The organism is Bacillus sp. FSL K6-1366, assembly GCF_037976695.1.
Classification (GTDB): Bacteria; Bacillota; Bacilli; order Bacillales; family Bacillaceae; genus Bacillus; species Bacillus subtilis.
In genome coordinates, this window is record NZ_CP150268.1 from 3,077,413 (window position 1) to 3,090,216 (window position 12,804).

General features: G+C 45.5%; 11 protein-coding genes. 7 read left to right on the top strand and 4 right to left on the bottom strand.

The window, feature by feature from the left end; all coding sequences use genetic code 11:
- Positions 1 to 57 precede the first annotated feature (57 nt).
- The 3 genes from lnrL to lnrN are packed head-to-tail and all read left to right on the top strand — an operon-like array spanning position 58 to position 3,366.
- Complete coding sequence (gene lnrL, locus MHI44_RS16025) at positions 58 to 993, top strand: linearmycin resistance ATP-binding protein LnrL (RefSeq protein ID WP_192858321.1); 936 nt, start codon at positions 58 to 60, stop codon at positions 991 to 993.
- 11 nt (positions 994 to 1,004) lie between these two features.
- Positions 1,005 to 2,195 (top strand): linearmycin resistance permease LnrM, encoded by a 1,191-nt coding sequence (gene lnrM / locus MHI44_RS16030; RefSeq protein ID WP_192858322.1) that lies wholly within the window; start codon positions 1,005 to 1,007, stop codon positions 2,193 to 2,195.
- A gap of 13 nt (positions 2,196 to 2,208) precedes the next feature.
- Entirely contained in the window at positions 2,209 to 3,366 is a 1,158-nt protein-coding gene (gene lnrN / locus MHI44_RS16035) for a linearmycin resistance permease LnrN (protein WP_339202419.1), read from the top strand.
- A gap of 72 nt (positions 3,367 to 3,438) precedes the next feature.
- On the opposite strand, the gene padR is transcribed toward lnrN, so the two are convergent.
- Positions 3,439 to 3,987 (bottom strand): transcriptional regulator PadR, encoded by a 549-nt coding sequence (padR, locus tag MHI44_RS16040; protein ID WP_003233588.1) that lies wholly within the window; start codon positions 3,985 to 3,987, stop codon positions 3,439 to 3,441.
- A 272-nt stretch (positions 3,988 to 4,259) separates the two neighbouring features.
- Here padR and estB point away from each other — a divergent pair, with 272 nt between their 5' ends.
- The 3 genes from estB (at position 4,260) to bstA (ending at position 6,817) form a co-directional block, all read left to right on the top strand.
- The gene (gene estB, locus MHI44_RS16045; protein WP_003243184.1) at positions 4,260 to 4,892 is read left to right on the top strand and encodes an esterase EstB; all 633 of its coding nucleotides are present in this window, start codon (positions 4,260 to 4,262) and stop codon (positions 4,890 to 4,892) included.
- A 188-nt stretch (positions 4,893 to 5,080) separates the two neighbouring features.
- Positions 5,081 to 6,169 (top strand): acyltransferase family protein, encoded by a 1,089-nt coding sequence (locus tag MHI44_RS16050; RefSeq protein ID WP_014479205.1) that lies wholly within the window; start codon positions 5,081 to 5,083, stop codon positions 6,167 to 6,169.
- 111 nt (positions 6,170 to 6,280) lie between these two features.
- Positions 6,281 to 6,817 (top strand): bacillithiol transferase BstA, encoded by a 537-nt coding sequence (bstA, locus tag MHI44_RS16055; protein WP_339202420.1) that lies wholly within the window; start codon positions 6,281 to 6,283, stop codon positions 6,815 to 6,817.
- Here the strand turns inward: bstA and MHI44_RS16060 are convergent.
- Both MHI44_RS16060 and MHI44_RS16065 read right to left on the bottom strand, forming a co-directional pair.
- The gene (locus MHI44_RS16060) at positions 6,814 to 8,370 is read right to left on the bottom strand and encodes an MFS transporter (protein WP_339202422.1); all 1,557 of its coding nucleotides are present in this window, start codon (positions 8,368 to 8,370) and stop codon (positions 6,814 to 6,816) included. The two genes, bstA and MHI44_RS16060, sit on opposite strands and share 4 nt — an antisense overlap.
- A gap of 110 nt (positions 8,371 to 8,480) precedes the next feature.
- A complete protein-coding gene (locus MHI44_RS16065) occupies positions 8,481 to 8,963 on the bottom strand; it encodes a MarR family transcriptional regulator (RefSeq protein WP_015252522.1) in 483 nt (160 codons plus the stop codon).
- A 171-nt stretch (positions 8,964 to 9,134) separates the two neighbouring features.
- Between MHI44_RS16065 and mprF the strand changes: the two genes are divergently transcribed.
- Complete coding sequence (gene mprF / locus MHI44_RS16070; RefSeq protein WP_212059899.1) at positions 9,135 to 11,705, top strand: bifunctional lysylphosphatidylglycerol flippase/synthetase MprF; 2,571 nt, start codon at positions 9,135 to 9,137, stop codon at positions 11,703 to 11,705.
- A 16-nt stretch (positions 11,706 to 11,721) separates the two neighbouring features.
- Here the strand turns inward: mprF and MHI44_RS16075 are convergent, their stop codons facing one another.
- A complete protein-coding gene (locus MHI44_RS16075; protein WP_339202424.1) occupies positions 11,722 to 12,699 on the bottom strand; it encodes an iron-siderophore ABC transporter substrate-binding protein in 978 nt (325 codons plus the stop codon).
- Positions 12,700 to 12,804: the final 105 nt, after the last annotated feature.

A 12,804-nucleotide genomic window follows, 5' to 3' on the forward strand; every position in this document is an offset into this window, starting at 1 on the left:
CCGCACGCCTTTCTTTCTTCTACAATGGCAATGGATCAAAAAAAGGAGTGAAACGACTTGCTGCAAGCAGAAAACATCAAAAAGGCATATGGAAAAAAAACAATCGTGAAAGGCATTTCTTTTTCCCTTCAAAAGGGGGAGTCGTTCGGTCTGCTCGGGCCAAACGGTGCGGGGAAGTCCACAACCATCTCGATGATTTCCGGCCTTGTGCCGCATGACAGCGGGAACATCACGGTGGGCGGCTATGTTATCGGAAAAGAAACGGCCAAAGCGAAACAAAAAATCGGCATTGTTCCGCAGGAAATTGCATTATATCCGACGCTGACGGCTCATGAGAATCTTATGTTTTGGGGGAAAATGTACGGACTTACGCACGGTGAGGCCAAAAAAAGAGCGGCTGAGGTCCTTGAATATGTCGGTCTGGCTGAGCGGGCTAAAGATAAGATTGAAACATTCTCCGGGGGGATGAAACGAAGAATCAACATCGGTGCGGCTTTAATGCATAAGCCCGAGCTGCTGATTATGGATGAACCGACTGTCGGTATTGACCCTCAATCGAGAAATCACATTTTAGAAACGGTCAAACAGCTCAACGAAACGGGCATGACGGTGATCTATACGAGTCATTACATGGAAGAGGTTGAGTTTTTATGCGATCGGATCGGAATTATTGATCAGGGGGAAATGATTGCGATTGGCACAAAAACTGATTTGTGCAGCCGCCTTGGGGGCGATACCATCATTCAGCTCACGGTCAGCGGGATCAATGAAGCGTTTCTTGTGGCGATCCGATCTCTGGCCCATGTGAATGATGTAACAGTACATGAATTAGAGCTCAAAATTGACATTTCTGCGGCTCATCATGAGAAAGTCGTCACAAGTCTTCTTGCTGAAGCCGCTGCTCATCATATAAACCTGCTGTCTCTTCAGGTGCAGGAACCGAATCTAGAGCGCCTGTTTTTGAATCTGACCGGCCGCACGTTGCGGGATTAGGAGGGACGGCCATGAAAAAAAGCATATGGATCGCATGGAAAGATGTCAAAATCAGAATCACGGACAGAAAAGGGTTTATGATGCTTATTCTAATGCCGCTGCTCCTAACCTGTATTTTAGGCGCGGCGCTCGGATCAGTTGTTGACGGAGGCAGCCGGATTGATGACATCAAAGTCGGCTACATTCCATCAGACCAGTCAGATGCAGCAAACATGTTTACAAAAGATGTTCTCAAAAAAATGAAGTCGATAAAGGTCACAAAAGCCAGCAGCGAAGACAAGATGAAAAAACTGATTGATGAAAAGAAAATCGATGTAGGCATCGTCATCCCGAACCATTGGGAAGCCGGCAAAACCTCAGCTGTTGTTTATGCCGCACCTGATCAAACATTGAAAAGTTCCATCATCGAAACAGCTGCCAGCTCTTTTATAGAGCAATATAAAGCGGTAAAGGAAGCCGCGTCAGCCTCAATGGACTACATCAGCAAAACGGAAGCTGTACAGCAAGGAAAACTTGACCCTGCACAGTTTGCAGAAAAGCTGGCAAAGACGCTAGAAAAAGAAACAGGTGACAAGCTTACTATTGCGGAAAAATCTGTCGGCAGCAAGGCCGTTACCAGTTTTCAATACTATTCGGCGGCAATGCTTTGCATGTTTATGCTGTTTCATATCACAGTCGGGGCGAAATCGTTTTTACAGGAAAAGGATACGGAGACGCTTGCCAGAATGCTGATGACGCCCGCGCAAAAATCTGTCATTCTCTTCGGAAAATGGCTTGGGACGTATCTGTTTGCCATCATACAATTTTTCATATTTCTGATCGTCACAATCAATGCATTTGGTGTGGACTGGGGAGGTAATCTGCTGTTTGTGAGTGTACTCGGGCTTTCTTACGCCGCCGCTGTATCTGGCATTTCAATGCTGCTTGCGTCGTGCATCAGCGATATGAAATCTGCAGATGCGATAGGCGGCTTCGGTATTCAATTGCTTGCGGTTCTCGGCGGGTCCATGCTGCCGCTGTATCAATTTCCGGACGTCTTGCAGTCTGTATCCAAAGCGGTGCCAAATCGCTGGGCGCTTGACGGCTTTCTTTCTTTAATGGAAGGGGGAGGCTGGGCTGACCTTCAAAAGCCTGTGCTTCTTTTTGCGGCGATCGGCTTTTGTTCACTTGTAATTGGTATCAGACGGCTTCATACAAGATAAGGAGGTACAAAAGGTGAAAAAAATTCTAGCCATTTGCGGCATTGAGCTTTCTCTCATTTTTAAGAAGCCACAGAACTATTTGATCATGTTTGCTGCCCCGCTTTTGCTTACCTTTGTATTTGGGAGTATGCTCAGCGGCAATGATGATAAGGTGCGGCTTGCAATCGTTGATCAGGACGATACGATTCTCTCACAGCATTATATTCGGCAGCTGAAGGCACACGATGATATGTATGTATTCGAAAACATGTCTGAAAGCAAAGCGTCAGAAAAGCTGAAACAAAAGAAAATTGCCGGGATCATCGTCATTTCCCGCTCGTTCCAGACACAGCTGGAAAAAGGCAAACATCCTGAGCTGATTTTCCGTCACGGCCCTGAGCTGTCGGAAGCGCCGATGGTCAAACAATATGCAGAAAGCACATTGGCAACGCTCAATATTCAGGTGACCGCGGCAAAAACGGCATCGCAGACAGCGGGAGAGAACTGGAAGGCTGCGTATAAAACCGTTTTCGCCAAAAAACATGAAGATACAGTTCCGGCTGTAAAACGACAGACGCTCAGTGATAAAAAAGAGGGTGCGGAAGCAAGTGACACAGCCTCCAGAGCAGCAGGTTTTTCCATCCTGTTTGTCATGCTGACCATGATGGGAGCGGCTGGAACCATTTTAGAAGCAAGAAAAAACGGCGTATGGTCCAGATTGCTTACAGCCTCTGTCAGCCGAGCCGAAATCGGTGCTGGGTATGTGCTGTCCTTCTTTGTCATTGGCTGGATTCAATTTGGCATATTGCTTCTCGCAACCCATTGGCTGTTTGGCATCAACTGGGGGAATCCGGCTGCGGTTATGGTGTTGGTGTCGCTTTTTCTATTGACCGTTGTCGGCATTGGATTGATGATTGCGGCCAATGTCAGAACGCCAGAACAGCAGCTTGCGTTCGGCAACTTGTTCGTCATCGCAACATGTATGGTGAGCGGGATGTATTGGCCGATCGACATTGAACCGAAATTTATGCAATCCATCGCTGAATTTCTTCCGCAAAAGTGGGCGATGAGCGGGCTGACGGAGATTATCGCTAACGGTGCCCGCGTCACAGATATTCTCGGAATCTGCGGCATCTTGCTTGCATTTGCTGCGATCACTTTCGCAGCGGGGCTGAAAGCGCTCCGAGCCTAAAAAACATCTGCCGTTTAGGCAGATGTTTTTTTGCATGTGGGTACATTCGTATGGGTGTAGCCTGAACTGCGGTTAATCCTTATCGATCATAGCTAAAATTGATTCCAGCCAAGAAACGTAATTTTTTTCCCGCTCCAGCGCTTTCGTCAGCACAAGATAGTGGCCGAAGTCTGGTGAAGAAAATGACATCGGCTCTGCTGAAGCCATAAGCTTTTCATAGCTTCCCTGTAAGTCAGAAAGCTTGGCCTGGCGTTTTTGCAGCTGGTCTTTGAACAAATCAGAAGCCTCCTGGCGCGATAGACAAGAAATGAAATAAGCCTTCAGCATAAATTCATCCTTCACCGTCTCGGGTATCGGCTGGTGGCGGATCAGCCAGTCATGCAGCTCCTGCTTTCCGCTGTCTGTCAGGGTGTACATCTTTTTCTCCAGCTTTGTGCCCTGAATCGTTGTCCGGAACGTGATAAATCCTTCATCCGTCAGCTTTTTGAGCTCAGGGTAAATCTGGCTGTGCTTGGCGCTCCAAAACTGGCCGAGCTCCTCTTTAAAATAACTCGTAATATCGTATCCACTCAATTCGCCTTTTCGCAAAAGCCCTAATATGGCGTATTTTAATACTCTCATGCTATCCTCCGTGTCTGGCTGTTTCGCAAAACAGATGAGCCGGTGCTCAACTGTGATTCTAACTGCCTATTCCCCTTATTATAGAAAAGGGAGGAAGGGAACACAACCGGGCTCTTTGGAAATGAAGATAAAAGGTTTGTCAGAAGGTATCCGATTTATCTCCGTCAATATAAAAGAGATTTAAATTTAATTTTCAGAAAAAATAGTAACTATATTGATTTTTTATATATAATAGGAAATTGGTGGTATGAAAATTTTTTGGGGGAATAAACGTGAAAAAAGTACTTATGGCATTCATTATTTGTTTATCGCTGATTCTATCTGTTTTAGCCGCTCCGCCGTCTGGCGCAAAAGCTGAATCAGTACATAATCCTGTCGTTCTTGTTCATGGAATAAGTGGTGCATCATACAACTTTTTCGCTATTAAAAACTACTTAATTTCTCAAGGCTGGCAAAGCAACAAACTATACGCAATTGATTTTTATGATAAAACAGGAAACAACTTAAATAACGGCCCGCAGCTTGCTTCATATGTTGACCGTGTTTTAAAAGAGACGGGGGCAAAAAAAGTAGATATTGTGGCTCATAGTATGGGAGGCGCCAATACGCTGTACTATATTAAATATTTAGGCGGGGGCAATAAGATTCAAAATGTCGTAACGCTTGGAGGGGCTAATGGTTTAGTGTCATCAACCGCGCTGCCGGGCACAGACCCTAATCAAAAGATCCTCTATACATCTATTTACAGTCTCAATGATCAAATTGTAATCAATAGCTTGTCTCGGTTACAAGGAGCGCGAAACATCCAGCTTTATGGCATCGGTCATATTGGCTTGCTTTCTAATAGCCAAGTGAACGGCTATATCAAAGAAGGGCTGAATGGCGGAGGCCTCAATACAAATTAATATCTTCAAAAAACAACCTGCTGTCTCCGTTACAGTGGGTTTTTTCGTCTGAGAAAGCCATAGGGTCTTATGACCTTAGTCTATCATGCATACGTCAATTTATGACATCAGGCACTTTTTCAAATAGAGCGGACATGTTAAGGTACAACCATCGATTTCTATCAATTTGAAATAAAAGGAGCGCTGTTATGCAAATTAAAGAAATTTTTATGATCCGTTGCGTTTCGTGCTTAAGTGTCGTCTTGCTCCATATCATTTCAATGGTCCTGATGCTTCAGGCAGAAGCTCTTGCAGATATTTCTCACACTGTTGATTCTTTCCGCACACTCCTGATGTTCAGCACGCCCGCTTTTATTTTCATCTCTGAATTTTTACTGGCCCGTTCTTATCCTGATGGGGTGCCTGACGGTTTTTTAAAGAAGCGGGGAAAAGTGATTTTTGTTCCTTTTTTATTTATCGCGGCCATCGATGCGCTGCTGATGACCAGTGCGATGGGGGGAGAGGTAACCTTTCTCGCGTTTGTGCAAAAATATCTGGCGAACGTATTCTTAGGAAACTTTATCGGATACTTCATTCTCGTCATCTTTCAATTTTACATGCTGCATATGATGTTTCATGAGTACTTGAAAAAAGCATCGCCGAAATGGGTGCTGTCTATCTCATTTGTGGTGACAGCCGCTTATTTAGGCTATTTCTCCGCAGCCAGCCCGGCTCCTGCTTCTGAAGAGGGCGGGGCATTTCCGTTCTTCTGGGTTCCGTTCGCAGGCTGGCTTTTCTACTTTTGTCTAGCCTACTATTGCGGAAAAGAATACAAGCGTTTTTTAGCGCTGCTGAACCAATACCGCTGGGTGGTGTACGGCGCCGCAATTGCTTCTGGGGCGCTGGTTGTCACTGTTTCTTATGTCGGTGAAATCGGCATGATCAGCTCGAAGCGGCCTGATATCATGCTGTATTCAACAAGCATGATTTTCCTGTGTTTTCACTTGTTTTCCAAAATGAAGCATGTGCCGAAAATCATGATGTTTATCAGCAACTATTCCTTTTCGATTTATCTGCTTCATGCCTATTTTATGATTATAGGCTACGTGTTGCTTTTGAATATGCCCGAAATTCCTGCCGTACCGGCTGTTCTCCTGCTGTTTGCCGTGTGTACAGCCGGCCCGATTCTGACCTCGTGGGCACTGAATAAATTCAAATACGGGTATTTATTTGTGGGGAAAATTTATCAGCCAAAACAGAAGAAGGTAACAGTCGAAGTGCGTGATCACGCAGGGTGAAAAACAAGCGGCAGGAGGGCTCCTGCCGCTTGTTGTGTATTAAATCATACAGCATACATAATCTTTTTCTTGTAAAATAAAGGAGAAGAGTGAATAGAAGGGAGAACATTCATGACATCAGTCAATCTAAGCTACCCAATAGGAGAATACAAGCCGAGGAAATCCATATCGAAGGAGCAAAAAGATAAATGGATTCAAGTACTTGAAGAAGTGCCGGCAAAATTGAAGCAAGCTGTAGAGGGCATGACGGACAGCCAGCTTGACACACCGTACCGGGACGGTGGATGGACCGTTCGGCAAGTTATTCATCATCTGGCTGACAGTCATATGAACAGCTATATTCGTTTTAAATTGAGCTTGACGGAAGAGACACCGGCTATCCGTCCGTATGATGAAAAAGCATGGTCGGAGCTAAAAGACTCGAAAACGGCAGATCCGAGCGGCTCGCTTTCGCTTTTGCAGGAGCTTCACGGAAGATGGACGGCTCTGCTCCGCATCCTGACGGATCAGCAATTTAAGCGCGGATTTTATCACCCTGATACAAAGGAGATCATTACCCTGGAGAACGCGCTCGGCCTGTATGTCTGGCACTCACATCACCATATCGCTCATATTACGGAGCTTTCCAGACGGATGGGGTGGTCTTAACGCTTTTGCCGGCGGAAAGCCGGAATACTGATAGCAGCAATCACCAGAAGTGAGACCACAGCAGCCGCTGCATATAAATGATCATAGCCGCTGGCGACACTCGCATGAATGGCGTCGCTTATCGCGGTTTTGACTTCAGGAACGGGAATGCGTTCGATTTGTTCTTGTAAAGAAGAAACTTCAGAACTGTCGATCTCCGGAATCATCTGCATCGCCTTTTCTGAATATCCGCTGTCCGATAAGCGGCTGTTGATCTCATCACCTATTTGGTCAAACCCGGCTGTGATAAAACCTGCATAAAGAGTAGGCGCCAAGGTCAGTCCAATTTGCCTCACTAATGAAAGCGTGCCAAGAGCTGTACCCTTATTTGTTTTTGCCGCTTCTGATACAAGGACGTTCAGCGGAGCGCCTAACAGAAAACCAAAACCGATCCCAGCTGCCACACTTGCGATCACAAACTCCCATTTTTCCGTGACCCAGAGCGGAAATAAAGCAAACCCCGCACATGAGATGATTCCCGAAAGAATAACGGTTTTTACAGGACCTTTTTTGTCGGTAAGCGCTCCGCCAAGCCAAGCGCCGATTCCGGAAGCCAACGCAAGCGGTGTCATCCAATAGCCTGCTTTTGCGGCAGGGACACCCAAATACTGTTCGACATATGACGGGATAAAAATGACTGCCGCCAAGAGCCCCCCGGATAACAAACCGATGATAAGCGTGCGCTGAAACATATGGTTTCGCAGCAGAGAATACGCCAAAATGGGATCGCCTCCTCGCATTTCAACTCTCTTTTCATACGAGATAAGCGCTGCAAAACAGAGTATGCCAAAAATAATACATCCATAAACCTCCGGATTCCCCAAGCTGTGTAAGAGATTTGCCCCGTCAAGATTGGTCATGCCGTACATCACAGCTAAAATCGACAGGGACAAAAGGAAGATTCCGGCCGCATCGAGGCGCTTAGCCTCAGGTGCTTTTGTTTCCGCGATAAAACATGCGCCGAAAACAACCAATAGCACGGCAATCGGCAAATTAATCAAAAACAGCCAATGCCAAGACCCGGTCCAATCAAGCAGAAAGCTTCCGATATTTGGCCCGAGCACAGCGGCCATCCCGTTCATTGCGCCAAGCAGCCCAAGCGCCTTCCCTTGTTTTTCCTTTGGGAGGGTCGCGAGAATGTGAGAGCTGCCGATGATGAAAATCCCGCCGCCTCCAAGCGCCTGAATCAGCCGCGATATCAGAAAGAGCGGGAAGCTTTGGCTCAAAGCAACAAGCAAAGAACCAAGTCCGAACAGGCAAACCTCAATGAGAAAGAGTTTTTTTCTGCCGTAGCGGTCGGAAAGCTTTCCGACGATTGGCACACTGACGCTAAGACCGAGCGTATAAAGGGTGATGCCCCATGATCCCCAGGAAGGAGAAACGGCAAACGACTCGTTTATCGTTGTTAAAGCAGCCGAAATAATTCCGTTATCTAAAGCAGCCATAAACACGCCAATCGTAAACAGGCTGATTGCCCACTTTTGGCTTTTCTGCTCTGTTAATGCTTCAGACATTTTCGTCAACTCCTTTTAGTTCACTTGAAATATATTATTCATTTTAAATGAACTAAATGTCAAATAAAAAAAGCCTGCTCCCGCAGTTTGCGGATGACAGACTTACAGATTTATTCTTTTTTCGCATTCTCTAATGCTCTTGAAAGGATAGACAGCCCTTCGGAAACAGCCTGCTTTTCTTCAGGGGACAGCAGCTCTAATGAACGCTTCAATTTCAGGTGGCCTTTTTCATACAAACCCCGGAAAATCTTTTTCGCATTCTCTGTCAACTGAACAACTACAGAGCGGCGGTCCTCTTCAGAATGTGAGCGTTTGACAAATCCTGATTTTTCAAGCCGGTCAAGCAGCCCAGTTGTATTGGACAGGGAAGCCCCCATTTTTTCAGCAATGTCGCTCACTTTCAATGTTCCATGGTTGTTTAATAGCATCAGCACCTTCATTTGCGGCATGCTCATATCCAGTTTCATCCACTCGGACACATCACCGAGCCCGGCGGACGTTAAGACTTTCATATAGAGCACCCATATTTCCCGTTCCTCCGATGAAAGAATGTTTTCGTTTAATACTGTTGTATCGTGTAAATTATATTCCATTTCATCACTTCCTCATCATTCACTCCTCTTACCATATTACTCGATTTTCACTCCTGAAAGAAAGTGAGCAGAAACCGCATGCGGGACTTTGTCCGAAAAATAACGGTAGTGTATAATGAGTTGGAGATTATTGGGGGAGAGGATCGAACTAGAATATGATTGGAGAGACCATTGCTGATTAAAAAGAATGCTTTATCAATATTAAAAATCGTTTTTCCTATTGCTGTTTTGCTATTTGTTATTTATCAATCGAAAAAAGAACTGACAAATCTGTCATTCAAACGTACGCTCATGGTCATCAACGGACTGGAACGAACGGATTTATTCATGCTTGTGTTGATCGGCTTGCTGGCTGTTGCGGCTATGTCGCTGTATGATTACGTCCTGAAGTACTCACTGCGCCTATCGATCACAAACGGAAAAGTTTTCAGGGTTTCCTGGATCGCCAATTCATTTAATAATGTGTTGGGATTCGGCGGTTTAGCCGGAGTCGGGTTAAGAATGATGTTCTATAAGGAGCATACGAAAGACCATAAGGCACTCGTGAAAGGAATCGCCTGGCTCACATCATCTATGCTGCTCGGATTATCTGTTTTCAGCATTTTCGTTGCTGCGAGAGTGCTGCCAGTTGATGAAGTGATTCATGAGAAGCCTTGGCTGTGGGCGGTCGTTATCGGTTTTGCACTGATATTGCCGTTATCTTTAGCGGTGTCCAAAATAAAAGACCGCAAAGCTGGGGACGAAGAGAATGCGGATAAAGTGAAAAATCCGATTTTCGCATATATTGGAGCTTCAGTTGTTGAATGGCTCATGGCCGGGACCGTCATCTATTTTGCTTTGTTCGCTATGGGCATTCATGCAGATATCAGGTATGTGTTCGGGGTGTTCGTCATTGCGGCGATCGGAGGAATGATCAGCCTCGTGCCGGGCGGCTTCGGCTCGTTTGACCTTTTATTTTTGCTGGGGATGGAGCAGCTTGGCTATCATCAAGAGGCCATCGTTACTTCTATTGTGTTGTACAGGCTCGCCTACTCATTTATCCCATTTATCTTGGGACTGTTCTTTGCCGCCGGCGACCTGACGGAAAATACAATGAAGCGGCTCGAAACGAACCCGCGCATCGCACCGGCAATTGAGACGACAAACGTTCTGCTTGTTGTTCAGCGTGCGGTATTAGTGAGAATTTTGCAAGGCTCGCTTTCCCTTATTGTGTTCGTAGCAGGTCTGATTGTCTTGGCCTCAGTTTCCTTGCCGATTGACAGGCTGACGGTTATACCGCACATTCCGCGCCCGGCGCTTTTGCTGTTCAACGGCCTGTCCTTAAGCTCAGCGCTCATTCTGCTCATTTTGCCGATCGAGCTTTATAAACGGACAAAACGTTCCTACACGATGGCCATTACAGCGCTTGTCGGCGGCTTTGTGTTCAGCTTTTTAAAAGGGCTTAACATCAGCGCGATATTCGTACTGCCGATGATTATCGTATTGCTTGTGCTATTGAAAAAACAATTTGTCCGCGAACAGGCATCCTATACACTGGGACAATTGATATTCGCTGTGGCGCTGTTTACTGTGGCGCTCTTTAACTACAATCTGATCGCGGGCTTTATTTGGGACCGGATGAAGAAGGTGCTGCGTCACGAATATTTCGTCCACAGCACCTCGCATATTACACATGCAACCATCATGGCGATCATCATTGTGCCGCTGTTCTTCTTTATATTTACAGTGGTCTATCATAAGAGAACGAAACCGATCGGAGAGAAAGCTGACCCTGAGCGTCTTGCTGCGTTTCTCAATGAAAAAGGCGGCAACGCGCTGAGCCATCTTGGTTTTCTTGGAGATAAGCGGTTTTATTTTTCCAGCGATGGGAATGCACTGCTTCTATTTGGGAAAATCGCCAGAAGGCTGGTCGTGCTTGGCGATCCATCTGGCCAAAGAGAATCATTCCCGCTCGTGCTGGAAGAATTTCTAAACGAAGCGCATCAGAAGGGATTCAGTGTTTTGTTCTATCAAATTGAACGAGAGGACATGGCGCTGTATCACGATTTTGGCTACAACTTCTTTAAATTGGGCGAGGAAGCATATGTAGATTTAAATACATTTACCTTGACTGGGAAGAAAAAAGCCGGCCTTCGGGCAATCAATAACCGCTTTGAGCGGGAGGAGTATACTTTCCATGTGGATCATCCCCCATTTTCTGATGCGTTTTTGGAGGAGCTGAAGCAAATCTCAGACGAATGGCTCGGCTCGAAAAAAGAGAAGGGATTCTCGCTCGGATTTTTTGATCCTTCCTATTTACAGAAAGCGCCGATCGCCTATATGAAAAATGCAGAAGGAGAGATCGTTGCATTCGCAAATGTCATGCCGATGTACCAGGAAGGAGAGATATCGGTCGATCTGATGCGCTATCGCGGCGACGCTCCAAATGGCATTATGGACGCATTGTTCATCCGCATGTTTTTATGGGCAAAGGAAGAGGGCTGCACGTCATTTAATATGGGGATGGCACCCTTGGCCAATGTCGGCACTGCCTTTACATCCTTCTGGTCCGAAAGGTTTGCCGCTGTCATTTTTAATAATGTCAGATACATGTACAGTTTCAGCGGCCTAAGAGCCTTTAAAGAAAAATATAAACCGGAGTGGCGAGGGAAATACTTAGCGTATCGGAAAAACAGATCTCTTTCTGTCACCATGTTCCTCGTTACACGTCTGATTGGCAAAAGCAAAAAAGACTCCGTCTAATAAGACGGAGTCTGTTTTATTTCGTTTTTAAGAAGTAGGTTTCAATATCATCAAGCAGGTAGTTTGCGGCTTTAATTCCGCCTGCGGTTGTCCATACGACGTCATCGACTTCATGCGCATTACCTGATTTCACGGCCTTTAGGTTTTTCCATAGTGAACTGCTTGTCCACTGATTGGCCCATTTTTCATTTTCCTTTGCATTATCGGCTTTATAAGTGAAATAAAACAGCACATCAGCATCCATATCAGGAATAGATTCTTTACTGTCGGTTGAGAACGTAAATTGGTCCTTTTGTTTCTTGAACAGTTCCACTTGTTTTTCAGGGCGTTTGAAGCCAAGCTGGTCTAAAATAATCCCTGAGAATGAATCGGTATAATAGATTCTTGATTCACCGGATAAAAAGCGTACGACTGAAACGGTTTTGTTTGTCTGGTCGCCCAGCTTGTTTTTTAAATCAGAAACGCGTTTATCAAAATCGGCAATGACTTCCTTGCCTTTGTCCGCCTTATTCACCGCGTTGGCGTATAGAGTCAGGTTATCCTTCCAGTTCCCGGCCAAAGATTCAGCAAAAACAGTCGGCGCAATCGCATTTAACTGATCATAAATTTTTTCCTGGCGCACTTTGTTTCCAATAATCAAATCAGGCTTTAATTCTGCGATGGCTTCCACATTCGGTTCCGTTTCAAGACCGACGTTTTGAACACCTTTCATGTCATCTTTCAGATAGTCATACCACGGGTCGCCCTTCCATGACTTTACGGCTCCGACCGGCTTAATGCCAAGCGCTAAGAGCGCCTCTGTTCCTTCATTAGTTAAAACAACAATCCGTTTTGGATTGGCGGGGATGTTGTCTGATGTCCCCATTGCATGTTTGACCGTTCTTGTTTTGCTGCTTGACCCCTCGCTGTTGCTTGAACTTTCTGAACTATTACAGGCAGAAAGTACCATAACGGCCATTAAAAATACGAATAGCATGCTGATATGCTTTTTCATCTTTTTCCTCCCAATATTGAAATTCATTATCATTTAGATCATAATAAGCAGTGTTAAGAGTGTCAATCCCTAATTGAGGATTATTCTCAAAAACAAACATTACAT